The 17710-nt window shown below is 72.2% G+C and carries 16 protein-coding genes; 2 read left to right on the plus strand and 14 right to left on the minus strand.

Annotation, left to right across the window (positions count from 1 at the left end; translation table 11 throughout):
- Positions 1 to 96 precede the first annotated feature (96 nt).
- The 5 genes from V5P93_RS02395 to V5P93_RS02415 all read right to left on the minus strand — a co-directional run bounded on the left by V5P93_RS02395 (position 97) and on the right by V5P93_RS02415 (position 3039).
- Entirely contained in the window at positions 97 to 789 is a 693-nt protein-coding gene (locus V5P93_RS02395) for an HAD family hydrolase (RefSeq protein ID WP_245931112.1), read from the minus strand.
- A 17-nt stretch (positions 790 to 806) separates the two neighbouring features.
- A complete protein-coding gene (locus V5P93_RS02400) occupies positions 807 to 1202 on the minus strand; it encodes a PPOX class F420-dependent oxidoreductase (RefSeq protein ID WP_104477726.1) in 396 nt (131 codons plus the stop codon).
- Between the two features lie 67 nt (positions 1203 to 1269).
- Positions 1270 to 1737 (minus strand): 2-C-methyl-D-erythritol 2,4-cyclodiphosphate synthase, encoded by a 468-nt coding sequence (gene ispF, locus V5P93_RS02405; RefSeq protein WP_104477724.1) that lies wholly within the window; start codon positions 1735 to 1737, stop codon positions 1270 to 1272.
- Positions 1734 to 2471: a 2-C-methyl-D-erythritol 4-phosphate cytidylyltransferase gene (gene ispD / locus V5P93_RS02410; protein WP_374065236.1), complete on the minus strand. Its 738-nt coding sequence runs from the start codon at positions 2469 to 2471 to the stop codon at positions 1734 to 1736. Before ispD ends, ispF begins: the two co-directional genes overlap by 4 nt.
- Before the next feature lie 76 nt (positions 2472 to 2547).
- Complete coding sequence (locus V5P93_RS02415; protein WP_104477722.1) at positions 2548 to 3039, minus strand: CarD family transcriptional regulator; 492 nt, start codon at positions 3037 to 3039, stop codon at positions 2548 to 2550.
- Positions 3040 to 3376: 337 nt separating this feature from the next.
- Between V5P93_RS02415 and V5P93_RS02420 the strand changes: the two genes are divergently transcribed.
- Entirely contained in the window at positions 3377 to 4126 is a 750-nt protein-coding gene (locus tag V5P93_RS02420) for a hypothetical protein (protein ID WP_104477720.1), read from the plus strand.
- A gap of 45 nt (positions 4127 to 4171) precedes the next feature.
- Positions 4172 to 5539, plus strand: a complete 1368-nt coding sequence (gene radA / locus V5P93_RS02425; RefSeq protein ID WP_104477718.1) for a DNA repair protein RadA — start codon at positions 4172 to 4174, stop codon at positions 5537 to 5539.
- 36 nt (positions 5540 to 5575) lie between these two features.
- Here the strand turns inward: radA and V5P93_RS02430 are convergent, their stop codons facing one another.
- From V5P93_RS02430 to V5P93_RS02470, 9 genes are all read right to left on the minus strand, one after another.
- Positions 5576 to 6679 carry a hypothetical protein gene (locus tag V5P93_RS02430; RefSeq protein WP_104477716.1) on the minus strand — a complete coding sequence of 368 codons (1104 nt, stop codon included), beginning with the start codon at positions 6677 to 6679 and terminating at the stop codon, positions 5576 to 5578.
- A complete protein-coding gene (locus V5P93_RS02435; RefSeq protein ID WP_245931110.1) occupies positions 6676 to 7242 on the minus strand; it encodes an RNA polymerase sigma factor in 567 nt (188 codons plus the stop codon). The genes V5P93_RS02430 and V5P93_RS02435 overlap by 4 nt, the downstream gene beginning before the upstream one ends.
- 34 nt (positions 7243 to 7276) lie before the next feature.
- On the minus strand, positions 7277 to 7894 hold the full coding sequence (locus V5P93_RS02440) for a hypothetical protein (protein ID WP_104477712.1): 618 nt from the start codon (positions 7892 to 7894) through the stop codon (positions 7277 to 7279).
- Positions 7881 to 9524, minus strand: a complete 1644-nt coding sequence (locus V5P93_RS02445; protein ID WP_104477710.1) for a VWA domain-containing protein — start codon at positions 9522 to 9524, stop codon at positions 7881 to 7883. Before V5P93_RS02445 ends, V5P93_RS02440 begins: the two co-directional genes overlap by 14 nt.
- Positions 9521 to 10666 carry a toxic anion resistance protein gene (locus V5P93_RS02450; RefSeq protein WP_104477708.1) on the minus strand — a complete coding sequence of 382 codons (1146 nt, stop codon included), beginning with the start codon at positions 10664 to 10666 and terminating at the stop codon, positions 9521 to 9523. The genes V5P93_RS02445 and V5P93_RS02450 overlap by 4 nt, the downstream gene beginning before the upstream one ends.
- Positions 10663 to 11754 (minus strand): hypothetical protein, encoded by a 1092-nt coding sequence (locus tag V5P93_RS02455; RefSeq protein ID WP_104477706.1) that lies wholly within the window; start codon positions 11752 to 11754, stop codon positions 10663 to 10665. The genes V5P93_RS02450 and V5P93_RS02455 overlap by 4 nt, the downstream gene beginning before the upstream one ends.
- A 176-nt stretch (positions 11755 to 11930) precedes the next feature.
- A complete protein-coding gene (otsB, locus tag V5P93_RS02460; protein ID WP_104477704.1) occupies positions 11931 to 14459 on the minus strand; it encodes a trehalose-phosphatase in 2529 nt (842 codons plus the stop codon).
- 77 nt (positions 14460 to 14536) lie between these two features.
- On the minus strand, positions 14537 to 15967 hold the full coding sequence (locus V5P93_RS02465; RefSeq protein ID WP_104477702.1) for a trehalose-6-phosphate synthase: 1431 nt from the start codon (positions 15965 to 15967) through the stop codon (positions 14537 to 14539).
- 138 nt (positions 15968 to 16105) lie between these two features.
- On the minus strand, positions 16106 to 17464 hold the full coding sequence (locus V5P93_RS02470; RefSeq protein ID WP_245931135.1) for a threonine/serine exporter ThrE family protein: 1359 nt from the start codon (positions 17462 to 17464) through the stop codon (positions 16106 to 16108).
- Positions 17465 to 17710 lie beyond the last annotated feature (246 nt).

The following is a 17710-nucleotide window of genomic DNA, read 5'->3' on the forward strand; positions in this document are numbered from 1 at the left end:
AGGGGAAATGGTACGGGTCACCGACCTGGTGACCCTTGCCCGGTTCGTTGCCAGTTCACGAACGGGCCGCGGCGCGGTGCTCGGGGGCTTGGCGTCCTAGTCCGCGATGCCGTGGGCGCGCAACGCGCCGAGCAGCGCGTCGGGGCGGTTCGCGGTCGCCTGCGGCTCCACCCGCTCGAACCGACAGCCGATCGCCGCGGCCGCGCCGTCGGCCGCCGCGCTGTCGCCGACCATCAGGGTGTCGGCGGGGGCCCGGCCGATGCGCTCGCAGGCCACGGTGAAGATCTTGGCGTCGGGCTTCACGACGCCCTCGGCGTAGGAGAGCACGTACTCGTCCACCAAGCCGTCGAGGCCGCGGTGGGCGAAGGTGGCGCGCAGGTCCCACGCGATGTTGCTGACCACGGCGACCGGGATGCCCCTGGCGCGCAGGAGGCGCAGCGCGGCGTCGGTGTCCGGGTACGGCACCCAGGACGCGGGCGCCAGCATGACGTCGTAGAGCCCGGTGGCGGTGCCGTCGGCGAGGTCGAAGTGCGGGGCGGTCAGCGCGGACTCGTAGGACGCGCGGTGCAGGTCTCCGTCGAGGTCGCGGCGGTGCCACGCGTCGTGCAGGTCGGGCGGCAGGTGCTCCGGGACGCCGGTCGGCACGGTGAGCGTGGCGAGGATCTCCGTGTACCGCGCGGCGGTCAGCTCGGCGCCGTCGCGGTGGCGCAGCCCGCGGACGCTCTCGGCACCCGGCTCCAGACGGAACAGGGTGCCCGAGAAGTCCAGGAGGACGCCGTGGATGGCCACGGTTCCCAAGGTAGAGGTCAGATCGCGCGGCCCGTCACACGGGTCGGAGTGATCCGCACCACAACGCGTTCGGCACCCGGCGCGTCCGCCTTGTAGTCCTCGCCGGTGTACTTGCGCGCCAGCGTGTGGATCAGTTCGCCGCCGCCCTCGGTGGTCAGCTCGGCCGTGCCGCGGACCTCCGCGTAGGCGTACGGGTTGTCCGCGGCGTAGATCGTCAGGCTGACCCGCGGGTCCCGGCGCAGGTTCCGCTCCTTCTTGCGGCCCACGAGCGTGGACAACAGGATGTCGTCGCCGTCGCGGGTGACCCACAGGACCGACGACTGCGGGCTGCCGTCGGCGTTGATCGTGGACAGGACCGCGAAGTTCGGGCCGTCGAAGAGGGCGCGCGCCGCGTCGGAGAGAGTTGCTGCCATATCCGCTGAACCTAGCCGTGATCAGCGGGTTCGGCCCGGCCGGTCCCGGTGGGCGGGATGTGTGCTTTCACTCGGACGGCAGCAGCAACGCCGTGGCCACCGCCGCGATGCCCTCGCCGCGACCGGTCAGCCCGAGCCCGTCGGTGGTCGTGCCCGACACCGACACCGGCCCGCCGACCGCCGCGGACAGCACCTCCTGCGCCTCCGCCCGCCGCTTGCCGATCTTCGGCCGGGTGCCGACGACCTGCACCGCCGCGTTGCCCACCCGGTACCCGGCCGCCTCGACCCGCACCCGCACCTCGGTGAGCAGTTCCGTGCCGTGCGCGCCCGCCCACTTCGGGTCGCCGGTGCCGAAGACGGCGCCCAGGTCGCCGAGTCCCGCGGCGGACAGCAGCGCGTCGCACAGCGCGTGCGCGGCCACGTCCCCGTCCGAATCACCCGTGCAGCCCGCCTCGCCCGGCCAGTGCAGGCCCGCGATCCAACACTCCCGGGCTACGTCGATCGGGTGAACATCGGTGCCGATCCCGACCCTCACGAGTTCTCCTGTCCGGCCAGCACGGCCTCGGCAATCGCCAGGTCAAAGGGGGTTGTGACCTTCATCGCACAGGCGTGGCCGGGCACCGTGGCGACCGGCACGCCGATCTTCTCCACGAGCCCCGCGTCGTCCGTCGCGGAGTCGCCCGCCTCGGCGTACGCCCTGGTCAGGACGTCGGTGGCGAAGCCCTGGGGGGTCTGCACGACGCGCAGGGCGGACCGGTCGGGGGTGGCGAGCACGGTGCCGTCGAAATCGACCTGCTTCACCGTGTCGGCCATCGGCAGGACTGGGATGACGGCGGGCGCCCCGGACGCTACGGCGGCCACTACGGCACGGATGACCGAGGGCGGGGTGAACGCGCGCGCGGCGTCGTGCACGAGGACGACGCGCACGTCGGGGACCGCCTTCACGGCGTGCTCGAAGGCCCGGCGCACGGAGTCGGTGCGGTCGGCGCCGCCGGGCACGACATCGGCCGGGAGATCCGCGTCACGCAGCAGCGCCGCGACCACCTCGACGTCGGCCGGAGGGGCCGCAACCACGACATGCCGCACGCAGCCCGCGTTGAGCAGGCCGCGCACGGCATGGGTGAGCAGAGCGGTCCCCCGCACGGGGACCAGTGCTTTGGGCATCCCGTACCCGAGGCGTTCGCCTCGGCCCGCGGCGGGTACGACCGCCACCGCCCGCGCGGTGGGCTCGCCCCCGGCTGCGTCGGGTGCCATCTGGAGTTCGGGCATGGGTCAGTCTGGCAAGCCGGTCACATCGCTGCGCCCGGCAGGTCACCCAGGCTTGTCCGTCCGGTGGAACCGCTGGTCAGACGGAGGCGGTCGCCAGGACCTCGTCGAGCAGCACCTCGGCCTTGTCCTCGTCGGTGCCCTCGGCCAGCGCCAATTCGCTGACCAGTATCTGCCGCGCCTTGGCCAGCATCCGCTTCTCGCCGGCGGACAGGCCGCGATCCTTCTCCCGCCGCCAGAGGTCTCGCACCACTTCGGCCACCTTGTTCACATCGCCGGAGGCGAGCTTCTCCAGGTTGGCCTTGTACCGACGCGACCAGTTGGTCGGCTCCTCGGTGTGCGGCGCGCGCAGCACGTCGAAAACGCGGTTGAGACCCTCTTGACCCACGACGTCCCGCACCCCGACGATCTCGGCGTTGTCTGCGGGGACGCGAACCGTGAGGTCACCCTGCGCGACCTTGAGGACGAGGTACTTCTTCTCCTCGCCCTTGATCACGCGGGTCTCGATCGCTTCGATGAGTGCGGCACCGTGGTGCGGGTAGACGACGGTCTCTCCGACCTTGAAAACCATGTGTCCTCTGCCCCTTTCGCTGCACCCATCTTAACACGGGTCGGGCTGCTCAGAAGGTCGCACGGGCGCGGACGGGTGGACCGTCTGCGCAGGTCAAGGGCCAGATAAGGGAATGCAGGGGGGTTGACAACGGCGAAACGTGCGTACTCAGGCGGGTGTCGCGCGGGGTGCGGCGCGGAGTCGATCTCCACAGTGGACCTTCACCGGACCTTCACGCCCGGACGTGACGGATCCGACACCCCTCGGGTGATTGTCCGACCACGCGCGGGCCCGATCTGTTGCGCGGGCTAGGCTTCGGCCCGGTAGGTGATTGTCCGCTAGCGACGCAGGAGCCCCAGTGAGCCGTGCACAGCAGAACTCGACCGGACGGTTGCGCCGCGCCCCCGCCGCGTTGGGCCTCGGGCTGGTCGCCGTCCTGGGGGCCGCCGCGTGCGGTTCCGGCCAGATCACCCAGACGGATTCCCAGTTGCCCGCTGTGAACGGCGCGCTCGCCCAGTCGGGCCAGATCGCGCTGCGCGACGCGATGCTCGCCTTCCCCAAGGGCGGCCACTACGAGAAGGGCGCCGACGCGCCGCTCGTGCTCGCGATCGTCAACTCCGGCGGCACCGCGGACAAGCTCCTCGAGGTCACCAGCCCGGTGGCCACCGAGGTCGAGATCACCGGCGACGCCGTGCTGCCGGGCGGCTTCGCGCTCGCCGTCGGCAAGCCGGGCGAGGAGAGCGGCGGCAAGTCCGTCGCCCCGACCACCCCGACGCCGACCACCACCACCACCACGTCGAGCGCCGCCGCCACGACGACGCCGTCCGGCTCGTCCTCCGGCGCCGCGACCACCACGACCGGCAGCTCGTCGGCCTCCTCGGTCGCGCCGACCAGCAGCACCCCCACGACGACCACGACCACGTCGAAGAAGGTCGACCTGGGCAAGCTGGAGATCGTGCTCAAGGGCCTGAGCGACAAGCTCTACCCGGGCAAGACCGTGCCGGTGACCTTCGTGTTCGAGAAGGCGGGTCAGATCACCGTCGGCCTGCCCATCGCCGCGCCGAACGGCCCGCGCGAGGAGCACGCCGCCGCCGAGGGCGGCCACTGAGCCGCTACCCCGCGGGCTGTCGGTGACGGCCCGTAGCGTGGCCGCGTGGTGACGAAGACGACCAAGCTCAGCTACCGCTGCGCCGAGTGCGGGCACGCGGTGGCCAAGTGGTTCGGCCGCTGCCCGGAGTGCCAGGCCTGGGGCAGCCTGGAGGAGATCGGCGCGCCCCGGGTCAAGGTCGCGGCGGGGGCGCCGAGTTCCCCGGCCCGGCCGATCGCCGAGGTCGACATCGAGGCGGCCCGGGCCAAGCAGACCGGTGTCTCCGAGCTGGACCGGGTGCTCGGTGGCGGATTGGTGCCCGGCGCGGTGGTGCTGCTGGCCGGTGAGCCCGGTGTCGGCAAGTCGACGCTGCTGCTGGAGGTGGCCTACCGCTGGGCCGCCCGCGAAGGCGACTACGGGCCCACGCTGTACGTCACCGGCGAGGAGTCCGCAGGCCAGGTGCGGTTGCGCGCCGAGCGCACGGGCAACGTGCACCAGTCGATGTTCCTGGCCGCCGAGAGCGACGTCGCGTCGCTGCTGGGGCACGTGGACGCGGTGAACCCGGGCCTGCTGGTGGTCGACTCGGTGCAGACCATGTCGTCGCCCGCGGTCGACAGCGCCCCGGGCGGCGTCACCCAGGTCCGCGCGGTGACGGCCGCGCTGGTCGCGCTGGCCAAGGAGCGCGGCCTGCCGGTGCTGCTCGTCGGGCACGTCACGAAGGAGGGCTCGATCGCGGGCCCGCGCGTGCTGGAGCACCTCGTCGACGTCGTCCTGCACTTCGAGGGCGACCGCCACTCGGCCCTGCGCCTCCTGCGGGGGGTGAAGAACCGCTTCGGCCCGGCCGACGAGATCGGCTGCTTCGAGATGGTGGACAGCGGCATCGTCGGCGTCCCCGACCCGTCGGGCCTGTTCCTCAACCGCCGCGACACGGGCGTCGCGGGCACCGCGGTGACGGTCGCGGTCGAGGGCAAGCGCCCCCTGCTGGGTGAACTCCAGGCCCTGGTCGCCAAGTCCCACCTGGGCACCCCGAGGCGGGCCGTGTCGGGCCTCGACTCGGCCCGGGTCGCCATGGTGCTGGCCGTGCTGGAGCGCCGCGGCGGCGTCCGCCTCGGCGACGCGGACGTGTTCACCGCGACGGTCGGCGGTATGAAGATCCCCGAACCGGCCGCGGACCTGGCCATCGCGCTCTCGGTCGCCACGGCGGCGCGGGACGTCGCGCTGCCGCCGGACCTGGTGGTCCTGGGCGAGGTCGGCCTGGCGGGCGAGGTCCGGCGGGTGAGCGGTGTGCGTTCGCGGCTGAGCGAGGCCGTGCGGCTCGGGTTCACGAAGGCGTTGGTGCCCAAGGATTCCGGGGACCTGCCGGAGGGGATAGAGGTCCGGGAGGTGGCCGACCTGGCGTCGGCCATGCACAACCTCCAAGTACTGCGGAAGTAGTACCGGGCGGGGCACTCCCAGTGCCCCGCCCGGCGGTTACTTGGGGAACGCGCCCATGGTGGGTACCAGCGCCTCGGTGGTCACCTCCCGAGCCGGGCCGAGTTCGCTGCTGCGGCGACCGATCAACCTGCCTGTCGCCGGGTCGATGTAGAGCTCGAGGTAGATGTGGCCGTCGTTCACCGTGATCGCGGTGGCGATCCGACCGTCGGGGTTGCGCTGGTCGGTGCGGACGGTCACCGAGTCGAAGTAGCCCAGTGTGCGGAAGATCGTGGCGCGGGCCTTCGCGTCCCCGTACAGCAGGCCGCTCATCGTCTGCACCGCGTTCGCTTGGCCGCTGGGCTTACCGGTGAACTGCTGCCGCAGTTGCTCGTAGTAGCCCGCCGGGTCGTCGGGGATCGCGTCAAGGCGCTGCTGTTGGAGTTCGCGGCCCGATGAATCGGGTTTGACCAGGCGCAGCGCTGGAGCGGGCTGCCCGGCCTTCGGGGCGTCCTGGGTTCCCCAGTCCCCGGCGGGATCCGACGAATACCAGTGGTACACGCCGTGGGTGAGCTTCCCGTTCTGCCACGCCCCGCTGAACTCGAAGCGGAACGCCCCCGGCGGGATTTCCAGGTCGGACACGACGGCGGCCAGGTCACCCGCGTTGTTGACCGGGTGGTTGGGCATCGGCCCGATGGGGCCGAACCGCATGGGAGCCATCGCGTAGTGGGTGGGTGTGCTGCCGACCACCGCCAGCGTCGTGGGTGCGACATCGGTCACGTCTCGGATTGGTGCCCTACTTGTGGGTGCGGGCGTGTGGGGTGCACTTGAGCCGACCGGGCTGTCCGTGGGCACGGTGCCACTGGGAGTGGTCTGGCCGTGGTTGTCGCCGACCGCGTAGATGACGCCCGCCGAGACGGCTGCCACGGCGGCAGCAGCGGCGGCCACCGTCCACACTCGTCGTCGGCGCGGTGGGCTCCGGTCGGCGTGCGGTGACGCCGGCACCAGGACCGGGCGGGGCGTGGGCTGGGCGGGTTCGAGGTCTTCGGCGCTTCCGGTGCGGCCCACCAGGCGGGCCAGGCCGGCGTTGTAGGCGTCGTCGGTCATGTCCGGGACGTCGGCGTTCAGGTCGGCGAGCAGGAGGTCGAGGTCTTCGTCGGTCATGTCCGGTTCTCCCTGTCGGTGAGGTGGGTGCGCAAGGCGGTCCGGGCGCGGTGCAGGCGGGTGCGCACGGTCGTCGGGTTGATCCCCAGGGCCTCGGCGACCTCCTTCGGGGTCAGCCCGGCCCAGGCGACGAGCAGCAGCGCGTCGCGTTCCTCGTCGCTCAGCCCGGCCAGTCCGGCGCTGAGCGCGGCGGTCTGGTTGGCCGCGTCCGCGCGAGCGGTGGCCCGGACCTCGGCGGCCTCGGCCGTATCGGGTTCCGGACCCGCGCGGGTGTGGGCGCGCAGTCCGCGCACCTCGTCGCGGGCGTGCCTGCGGGCCAGGTTGGTCGCGATGCCGAAGAGCCAGGCGCGGGCGCTCGCCCGGCCCGGGCTGTAGGTGGCCCGGCGCTCCCAGGCGATCAGGAACGTCTCGGCCACCAGGTCGTCGGCTGCGGCGGGGGTGAGCCGCCGCGCGAGGTAGCGGTGCAGGTCTCGGGCGTGCGCCGCGTAGAGGCGGGTCAGTTCCGCGCCCGCCCGCGCTCCGGTGAGGTCCGGGCGGTCGTCCGGGATGGTTTCGGCCGTCACACCGGGTACTTGCCCGATGTCGGTCTCCGCGTTCTCAGTCGTGGCCGTCGGACCGGTCCCGCAGGTACCGGGTGTGGTCCGACTGCTTCCGCAGGTCGTCGGCGAAGAACCGGCCGGACACGGCCTCGGCGTCCTTCTCCAGCAGCTCCAGCTGGGTCAGCAGCTCCTCCGCCGCGCTCGGCGTGCTGGAGTTGACCTTCTTCGCCACCGCGAACCACCACGGCAGGTTAAGGTACGTCTCCACCGCCAGCGGCACGTCCACCCGGATGAGCCGGGTCGCGCCGTGCGTCGACTCCGGGTCGTCGGCCAGGGCGCGCGGCCGGTCCAGCATCGACCGCAGCACCTCGGCGATCCGCTCCAGCCGGTCCACCGACCCCTCGGGCATCCGCGTCGAGGCCGCCTTGACCTTCCCGACCAGCTCGTTGAGGTCGGCCCGCAGCCGGGACGCCTCGGCGTCCGGGTCGACGCCCAGGTGCACCTTCTCCGGCGGCGCCCCCAGCGCCCCGACCAGGTACAGGCCCACGACGACCACCGGCCACAGGCCACCGACCGCACCCGCGAGGTGCAGCACGACACCGACCAGCCCGAGGGCCGACCCGGCGAGGTTCTTGGTCGAACCGAAGTAGCGGACGACCGGGTTACTGGTAGCCACGGATCTCCCGGAACACCTGTTGCAGACCCGCCTTCCGGGCGTCGAACACCTTGCCGCCGGTCTGCGCGGCCAGGCCCTCCATCTCGGTCTGGTCGCCCTCGCCGAACAGCACGGGGAACACCGGCACGCCGCGCAACTGCGGTGACCGGCCCGCCTGGGCGCGCTGGAAGTCGTCGTAGCCGGTGCCGCTGGTGTTGGCGCCGTCGGTCATCAGCACGATCGAGGTGAACCGGTCCTCGGCGGGCTGGCTCGCGATCACCTGGTACGCGCGCTCCAGGCTGTCGTAGATCGCGGTGCCGCCGCTCGCCTCCAGCCCCGTCACGGTCGACTTGATCCGCTCCAGCTCCGCCTTCGGGTCGGTCTCCGGGACGGTGAACGACCGCGGTGCCTGCGGTGCGCCGTTGAACGGGATGAACGTGACCTCCTCGCGCCCGTGGAAGCGGCGGTAGCGGCCGACCAGGTCGTCGCTGGCGCCGGTCAGCCCGACGAGCGCGGTGCGCAGCGACCCGATCCGGTCGTCGTCGTTCATCGACCCGGACACGTCGAGCACGTAGACGGTCCGCGACGGCTTGCGGATCTGGTCGAAGTACGCCGACAGCAGCGCGTCGAACGCCTCCTGCGTGGCCGGGAACGGCAGCTCGACCATCGGCTGGGTGCCGAACTCGGCGGCCAGGGCGACGCCGGGCTGCCCCGGCCTGCGGTGGGTCAGCGCCATGATCTCCCGCTGCACGTCCGGCGCCTTCAGGAAGTCACCGAGCCGCTGGTGGTCGTTGCGGGCGTGGTCGCTGGCGTTGCTGAGCAGGGTGAGCGGGTAGTCGGCGGTGACGACGCCGTCGGTCGGGTAGATCAGCGTCAGCGGCTCCGGCAGCTTGCCGCTCGCGTTGAGCGACAGCAGCACGGACTCGTAGTTGACCAGCCCGTCGATCTTCTGGCCGGGATCGGTGCCCGCGGCGCGCCGCTGGTACGCGTCGGAGAGCCAGCCCGACGAGCCCGCGCTCATCGACTGCGCGGCGAAGAACTTCTTCAGCTCAGGGGTGACCGTCTTGACCTGGTCCGCGTTCACCGCGGCGCCGGTACCGGCCAGCGCGGAGGCGACCCCGACGAGCGCGGAGAAACCGGAGTTCGACGCGGACGGGTCGGTCATGCCGTAGCTGAACCGCTTGGCTTCCGCGGCCTTGGCGATGTCGGTCCAGGTGACCGGTTTGCCCGCCCAGCCAAGGGATCCGGCCTTCGACTTGGCCAGCCCGAGCACCACCGGGGAGCTCATGATCTTGGTCTGGTTGCCGAGCCTGCGCGCCGCGTCCGGCAGGGCCTGCGGGTAGCGGTTCGACGAGAACCACACGGCGTCGTAGGCCTTGTCGGCGTCACCGCGGGCCAGCGCCTCCGCGCCCTCGATGGTGCCGGTGAAGGTGAACTCGACCTTCACCCCGGTGTCCCGCGCGGCGCGGTCGAGCACCGGTTGCAGGTCCGCCAGTTCGCTGCCCGCCAGCACCCGCAGCTTGCCCGGCGCGGGCGGGCTCGTCGTGGGGCCCTCCGGGTCGCTGGAGCAGCCCGCGAGCAGACCTGTCCCGACGACCAGCGCCAGCACCGCCGGTAAGACCCTGCCCACTTGTCGTCTCCTGTCGGTCATTGGGGACCGGTGATCTCGCTGATGTCACCCGTGCGCGAGCGGCGCAGGTGTCCCTCGGCCCGGCGCAGCTCCTCGGTGAGCGTCGCGACGGTGGTGGCCATGGTCGTCGCGGCGCTCGCCCGGAAGGAGTCGATCGCGTCGATCGAGCGGTACACCTGGTCGAACGACTCGCGGATGGTGGCCACGCCGACCGCCGGGTCCGCGCTCGCCGCCCGCATCCGCGCGGTCTGGTCGGCCAAGAGCTGGCTGTTGCCGCGCATCAGGCCCTCGGTGGTGCCGCGCAACGCGTCCAGCTCGTCGAGGACGTTCTTCTGGTTGGCTAGGGCACCGCTGACCACCAGCGCGATCCGCAGCGCCGACACCGTGGTCGAGCAGGCCCGCTCCACGCCCCTGATCAGCTCGTCGTTGTTGCGCCGCACCAGGTCCAGCGCGAGGTAGCCCTGGGCGCAGACGGCGAGCTGGGTGAGCACGTCCTGGTGGCGTTGGCGCACCGGCAGCAGCACGTCGGCGCGCAACGCGTTGGCCGCGCCCGGGTCGGCGATGTCGAGCACCCCGGCCCGCTGCTCCACCGCCGCGTCCAGCGCCTCGGCGAACGCGGCGGCGGCCGACAGCCGGGTCATGGTCGTCCACAACCGGGCCCGCTCGCCCTTGATCGCCGCGTTGTCCCGGCGCAGCTGGTCTTGGCGGCCCCGCAGGTCGAGCACGAGCCGGTTCACCGGGGTGCCCGCCGCACGGTAGCGGTCCAGCAGCTTCTTGGCCTGGTTGCCCATCGGCAGCAGCCCGAGCAGCTTGCGCGGGCCGGAGTCGCCCGGGTCCAGCGCGGTGACCGCGCGGCGCAGGTCGGCCAGGCTGCCGGTGACGCCCTGGTCGGCAGTCGAGGCGGCGTCCACGGTCCGGTCGAGCAGGCTCGCCGCGATCGTCGCCGCGACGCGCATGTCCGCCTCACCCAAGGCGAGCAGCTCGTCGACCTTCGCGGTGAACTCCGGGGCGCGCGGGTCCAGCCCGCTCAGCTCACCGGCGATCTTCTCCGCGCGTTCGGCGGTGGCGCCGCGGGTCTGCTCGTCCAGCGGCACGAGACCCGCGGCGCGGTCGACCGGGATCGGGTCGACGGGGTCGGGTGGGGTCAGCGCGAAGTCGGTCACCGGTACTGCTTCCCGACGGCCTCCAGCAGCCGCTCCAGCGTCTCGTAGCTGGGCGGGTTGACCGCCTCGCCGACGTCGGCGGGCACGGTCAGCTTCCGCGCGGTCGCGACCTGCTGGAACACCTGCGGGTGCTGGTAGGGGCGGAAGCCGAACTCGGCGGCCAAGCGAACCAGGTCGGGGTCGTCGCCGAGCAGCTTGCCGACCCGGTCGCCCTCGCCCTTGAGCGGCACCAGCGTGTGCGTCGAGTACACCGTGGGCGCCGGGTAGATGAGCCGCATCTGCGGGGTGATCGAGCCGTCCGCGCGGGCCTGCCGGTCCAGGTACTGCGACTCGTAGATCATCACCAGCGGCGTCTTGCCCATGCCGGTGGCCAGGTAGTCCTCGAACGGGCCCTCGCTGCTGCTCTGCGTGTAGCCCTGGTCCAGGAAGAGCTTCGACACCGCGGGCAGCACGCGCGCCTCGGCCTCGGGGGAGGCGACGGGGCTGTTGCCGTTGGCCACGTAGGACACCAGGGCCAGGTACATCGCGGCGGAGTTGGAGTCCCGGGGGTCGGTGGTGGTCACCAGGATGTTCTTGCGCGCCGGGTACGCGGTGTTGCCGGGCAGCTGGTCCCAGCGGGTGCCCTTGGCGGCCAGGTCGAGGTAGGCGGCGATGTCGAAGACCTGGCGGCCCTCCGGACCGGGCTTCACCACGCCCTGCGCGGCCAGCAGGTCGGCGATCGGCGCGAAGGTGGCGACCGCCATGGGGGAGGAGAACGGGGTGTAGACCTGCCCGACCTTGCGGTCGGCCTTGATCCGCTCGGCGGCGGGCGAGGACGACGGGAACGCGAAGTCGTACGGGGTCAGGTCGACGGTGGTGGCGATCTGGCGGGAACCGGCCGCGTCGTACGCCACCCGCAAGCCGTGGCGGGCGAACACGTCGACCACGCGCGGGTCCGCGAAGAACGCCGCCTTCTCGGAGCCGCCGACGCCACGCACGGTGGTCAAACTCTGGCCCGGCTGGGCGTCGTCATCGCCCGAACTGATGATGATCACCACCACCGCCGCCAGCAACACGACCGCAAGACCCACGCTGACCTGTCGTTTCATCACCCCTCCTCGCGAGGCCGATCATCCCTTCGTGACACTTCGTTGGACGCCGATTCACCGGATCGGGACATGAAGGCCACATGAACGATTGGCTACAACGAGGGGTGATCACCGCCGACGCGCACGGGCCGACCGTCCCGTGTGGACGATCGGCCCGTGGCTGGTGCGTGCGGGTACTAGCTGGACAGGAGCTGCGCGCAGCGGATGAGTCCGAGGTGCGAGTACGCCTGCGGGTGGTTGCCCAGCGACCGCTCGGCCACCGGGTCGTACTCCTCCGGCAGCAGCCCGGTCGGGCCCGCCGCGTTGACGATCTGCGCGAAGAGGTCTTCCGCCTCGGGGCGGCGCCCGGTCAGCAGGTACGCCTCGATCATCCAGGCCGCGCAGATGTGGAAGCCGCCCTCGTCGCCCGGGAGGCCGTCGTCGCGGCGGTAGCGGTAGACCGTCGACCCGCTGCGCAGCTCCGCCTCGGTCGCGGTGACCGTGGCCTGGAACCGCTCGTCGGCCGGGTCGACCAGGCCGACCATGCCGATCATCAGGGTGGCCGCGTCCAGGTCGGTGCCGTCGTAGGCGGTGGTGAACGAGCGGACCTCGTCGTTCCAGCCGTTGGCCAGCACGTCCTCCGAGATCTCCGCGCGCAGCCCGGCCCACCCCGGCTCCGGGGTGCGGCCGTGCGCCTCGGCGAGCTTGAGCGCGCGGTCGATGGTCAACCAGCACATGACCTTCGAGTACACGTGGTGGCGCGGGCGGTGCCGCTCCTCCCAGATGCCGTGGTCGGGCTCGTGCCAGCGCCGGGTGACCGCCTCGGCCATCGCCCGGACCATCGCCCAGTCGCCGTCCGACAGCTCGCCCTTGACCTCGGCCAGGGCCGCGACCAGGTCGACCACCGGGCCGAACACGTCGAGCTGCACCTGCTGGTTGGCCAGGTTGCCCACCCGGACCGGCCGCGAACCGGCGTACCCGGGCAGGGTGTCGATGACCGCCTCGGGCGGCAGCGTGGTGCCCGCGATCGTGTACAGCGGGTGCAGCCGCTCCGGGCCGGGCAGGGTGGCCAGCACGCCGTGCAGCCAGCGCAGCAGCGCCTCGGCCTCGGCCGTGGAACCCAGGGACACCAGCGCCTTCGCGGTCATCGACGCGTCGCGCAGCCAGCAGTAGCGGTAGTCCCAGTTGCGGATGCCGCCGATCTCCTCGGGCAGCGACGTGGTCGCCGCGGCCATGATCGCGCCGGTCTCGCTGTGGCACAGCCCGCGCAGGGTCAGCGCGGAGCGGGCCACCAGCTCCTTCTCGACCGGCGGCAGCACCAGGGTGTCGAGCCACTCGGTCCAGTACCCCGCCGCCCGCGCCTTGCGCTCGTGCTCGGCCACCGGGTGCGGGCCCGTGTCGTCGGTGCCGCAGCGCAGCTCGAACACCACCGGCGCGTCCGGGGTCGGGGTGACCACGGCGCGCGCGGAGTCGAACTGGCCGTCGGAGGTGATCTCCCAGTCCACGCCGGGGGCGCGCAGCGCGATCGGGTCACCGGTGCCGAGCACCAGCAGGCCGTCCGCGGTGGCCGCCAAGCGCACCTGCACCTGCCCGAACTCCGGGCGCGGCGCGAACTCCACGACGGCGGGCGTCGAGCCGGACAGCACCCGCGTGAGGTCGGTGCGGTGCGACTCGGCGCCGTGGTCGAGGTAGTCGGTGACCAGCAGACCGGACCAGCGGGTCTCCACGGTCATGGTGCCGGGCAGGTAGCGCTGGCCCAGCGGCAGCCCGCCGCGCTCGGGGGCGACCGAGAAGTGGCCCGCGGTCGGCCCGCCGAGCAAGTCGGCGAAGATCGCCGCCGAGTCCGGTTCCGGGTGGCACAGCCAGGTGAGCCGGGCGTCCGGGGTGACCAGCGCGACCGAGCGCTCGTTGGCCAGCATGGACAGCCGCTCGATCGGCGGCGCCTGGTCGCCGTAGAGCCAGGCGCGGCGCTCCTCCAGCACGAACGCGAGCATGGTGGCGACCGCGATCGGGTCGGGGATCCGGTGCTCCGCGTGCGACTCGCCGTCGCCGACCTTGACCCCGAGGTCCGGGCCGGAGAGCCGGACGAAGGCCTTCTCGTCGGTCACGTCGTCGCCGACGAAGATCGCCGCGGTGGCCCCGACCTGGTGCCGCAGCACGTCGAGCGCGTGGCCCTTGTCGGTCTGCACCACGGCCAGCTCGACGACCGCCTTGCCCTCGGTGACCTGGACGCCGGACCAGGTGCACGGGCCCGTGCGGACCCGCTCCAGCACCTCGTCGGCGGTCACCGGGTCGGCGCGGCGCACGTGCACCGCGATGCTGGCGGGCTTGACCTCCAGCGCCACACCCTCGGCGCCCTCGGTGAGCTTGGCCAGCTCGGCCTCGATCCGCCGGTGCAGGTCGCGGGCCTCGGCGTCGAGCGCGTGCACGAAGCCCACGTCGAACTCCGAGCCGTGGCTGCCGACCAGGTGCACCTCGGAGGGCAGTCTGGACAGCGTCGCGAGGTCGCGCAGCGCCCGGCCGGAGATCACTGCGGTGGTGGTCTCGTGCAGGCCGGCCAGCGAGCGCAGCGCGCCGACCGACTCGGTGTGCGGGCGGGCGTGTTCGGGGTTCTCGACGATCGGCGCGAGCGTCCCGTCGTAGTCGCAGGCGACCAGCAGCCGGGGCGTGCGGGCTATTTGCACGATGGCGCGGCGCAACTCGGCGGGGAGTGCCTCGGCGGTCAACGCCTTCTCCTTGGGCTCAGGCAGGGTTTGGGCGGTCTGCGTGTCGGCGGCTCGCGGTGTGGTCGAACCGCGCGGTGTCAGTGGGCGTGCTCCGGGTCGAGTGCGTCGAGGAACGAGCGAGCCCACCGGTCGACGTCGTGGGTCAGCACTTGTCGCCGCAGCGCGCGCATCCTACGGCGACCTTCCGCTGGATCGATTGCGAGGGCCGCGTGCATGGCGTTCTTGACCCCGTCGAGGTCGTGCGGGTTGACCAGGAACGCGCTGGTCAACTCCGCGGCGGCGCCCGCGAACTCGCTGAGCACGAGCGCGCCGCCGAGGTCGTGGCGGCAAGCCACGTACTCCTTGCACACCAGGTTCATCCCGTCCCGCACCGGCGTCACGAGCATGACGTCCGCCGCGGCGAAGAACGCGCTCAGCTCCGCGCGTCCCACGGACTGGTGCAGGTAGTGCACGATCGGTCGACCGACCCGGCCGAACTCGCCGTTGATCCGGCTGACCACCTGCTCGATGTCGCTGCGCATCCGCTGGTAGTGCTCGACCCGCTCGCGGCTGGGCGTGGCCAGCTGCACCATCACGACCTCGTCCGGGTCGACCCGGCCCTCGCTCAGCAACTCCTGCAACGCGTAGAGCCGCAGGTCGATGCCCTTGGTGTAGTCCAGCCGGTCGACCCCGAGGATCACCTTCTTGGGGTTGCCCAGATCGGCGCGGATCTGGTTGGTGCGCGCGACGGTTTCCCGCTTGCGCGACAGCGCGTCCAGGCCCGCCGCGTCGATCGAGATGGGGAACGCGCCGACCCGGACCGCCCGGTCGCCCAGTTGGATGACACCGGGTCGGGTGCGCACGCCGACCGCGCCGCGGGTCGGCTCCAGGCCGAGCAGGCGGCGGGCCAGCCAGAGGAAGTTCTGCGCGCCACCCGGTCGGTGGAACCCGACCAGGTCGGCGCCGAGCAGGCCGCGCACGATCTCGGTGCGCCACGGCAGCTGCATGAACAGCTCGGTCGGCGGGAACGGGATGTGCAGGAAGAAACCGATGCGCAGGTCCGGCCGCAGCTCCCGGAGGATCGCGGGCACCAACTGGAGTTGGTAGTCCTGGATCCACACCGTGGCGTCCTTGGCGGCGACCCGCGCGCACGCCTCGGCGAAGCGGTGGTTCACCTTGACGTAGCTGTCCCACCAACCGCGGTCGAAAACCGGCGGCGCTACTACGTCGTGATAAAGCGGCCACAACGTCGCGTTGGAGAAACCCTCGTAGTAGTCGCGGACCTCGTCACCGGTCAACGACACCGGGTACAGCCGCAGGCCGTCCTCGGTGAACTCGTCCACGTCGACGTCGGCCACACCCGGCCAGCCCACCCATGCGCCGCTGTTGCGGCGCAGGAACGGCTCCAGCGCGCTGACCAGCCCACCAGGGCTGTGCTTCCACCGGGTGGTGCCGTCGGGCAGGCGCTCCAGGTCGACCGGCAGCCGGTTGGCGACCACGATGAAATCCGCACCGTCTTCGCTGCTCACGCCCGCCGCGCCTCCTCAAGACCGCCCAGCCCCGATTACCCGTTCGAGGCTATCCACTCGGGCGCGTCGCCGCGTCCTGCGACCGGTGCGTGTGCGGCGTGGCGACTCTCACGCGGCCCAGGGGTTTACTTCCCGGGCTTACTCCAGGCGCCGTTCGGTGGGACGCAACGGCCCGGACATCCGCGGGCCCGCGAGCTTGCGCTCCAACCGGCTCAGGCCGCTGCGCACCGGCTGCGCCAGGTACTCGCCGAGCACCACCCCGGCGGCCAGCGCCAAGGCGATCGCGGCGGCGAGCATGAGCGTGGGCAGGCCACTGATGTCGCGCAGCACGGCCAGTTCGTAGAGCGCGCGGTAGATGGTGAGACCGGGCAGCAGCGGCACCAGACCGGACACCGCCACCACCAGCGGCGGCATGCGGAACCGGCGGGAGATCACCCCACCGGCGAACCCGATCACCACCGCGGCGATGGCGGAGGCGGCGATCGTGCCGGAGCCGGTGAGCGTCAACGCGCCGTAGGTCGCCGCGCCGACCCCGCCCGCGACGGAGGCGACGAGCAGCGCGCGCGGCTTGGCGTAGCTGGCGAGGGCGAACAGGCCTGCCGACGCCGCGGCCGCGATGGTCTGCACCGGTAGACGAAAAGCGCTCGGCGGCAGCGGGTCGGCCAGCGGCGTGTAGGCCATGCCGAGCCAGATCGCGGTGTTGAGCGCGAGCACGACCCCGGTGATCAGCCCGGCGGTCATCAGCGAGATCTCCATCATCCGACCCGCCGCGGTGACGTTGTAGCCGGTGATCGCGTCCTGCACGGTCGAGACCACGGACAGACCGGACAGCAGCACGGTGATCGTGGCGGCGACCAGCACGGTCGGTTTGGCGGTGAGCACCCCGCTCGCGATCAGCGCCAGCGCCGCCCCCGTGGCCAGCGCGCCGCCGACCACCTGCTGGAAGAAGAACGGCAGCGCGCGCCGGTTGAGCAGCCGCCCGACCCGGTCGACCAGGGCGGTGACGACGGCGGCGGCCGCGGCCATGGGTGCCGCGCCGCCGATCAGCACGGTGATCGCCGCCGCCATGCCCGCGAAGGCCAGCGTGGCCGCCCAGCGCGGGTAGGGGTGCGGTGCGGTGGTGATGCGCTCCAGTTCGGCGCGTGCCGCCAGCACGTCGACGCGGCGCGCGGTGATCCGCTGGACGAGCGTTTCCACGTCGGCGAGCCGGGTGTAGTCCAGACCCCGCGAGCGCACCACGCGCAGCGAGGTGATCGGCGCCTCGTCGGTGCCGCGCTGGCAGGCCACGGTGATCGAGGTGAAGATGACGTCCACCTCGCAGTGCGGCAACCCGTAGGCCGCCGACACGGCCAGGATCGTCGCGGTGGCGTCGGCCGCCCCGGCCCCGGACGCCATCTGCACTTCACCAATCCGCAACGCCAGGTCAAGCACGAAGTGGACGGTGCGTTCCTCGGGTAGCGCCGGGCCGTACACGGCCGTGCTCTCCGAGTGGTGCACCGAATGCCCGTTGAGCTGGGTGTTCCCGTTCACGCCCGGCTTTTCCCGACCCTCGACCAACCGCCCCAACCCGAACGGCGCGCGCCGCGCGAACCGCACGATCCCGACCTCCTCAGCAGTCCGACGACACCACCGAACACCCACAAAGAGCACCCGTACCAGCCAGTCGACGGTCTCGGATCATGGGTCGCCCCGCAACCCCACAACCGTCTGGGCTTACGATTGGCTGTGATCCCCGGGCGGTGT

Source organism: Actinokineospora auranticolor, from assembly GCF_041897805.1.
In the GTDB taxonomy this organism is placed as follows: Bacteria; Actinomycetota; Actinomycetes; order Mycobacteriales; family Pseudonocardiaceae; genus Actinokineospora; species Actinokineospora auranticolor.

Excerpts from the sequence above, each read along its gene's own strand:
- V5P93_RS02445 (WP_104477710.1), bottom strand. The coding sequence starts at position 9,524 with ATGACCGACAGGAGACGACAAGTGGGCAGGGTCTTACCGGCGGTGCTG.
- V5P93_RS02415 (WP_104477722.1), bottom strand. The coding sequence starts at position 3,039 with ATGGTTTTCAAGGTCGGAGAGACCGTCGTCTACCCGCACCACGGTGCC.
- V5P93_RS02430 (WP_104477716.1), bottom strand. The coding sequence starts at position 6,679 with ATGACCGACGAAGACCTCGACCTCCTGCTCGCCGACCTGAACGCCGAC.
- V5P93_RS02455 (WP_104477706.1), bottom strand. The coding sequence starts at position 11,754 with ATGAAACGACAGGTCAGCGTGGGTCTTGCGGTCGTGTTGCTGGCGGCG.
- V5P93_RS02400 (WP_104477726.1), bottom strand. The coding sequence starts at position 1,202 with ATGGCAGCAACTCTCTCCGACGCGGCGCGCGCCCTCTTCGACGGCCCG.
- ispD (WP_374065236.1), bottom strand. The coding sequence starts at position 2,471 with ATGCCCGAACTCCAGATGGCACCCGACGCAGCCGGGGGCGAGCCCACC.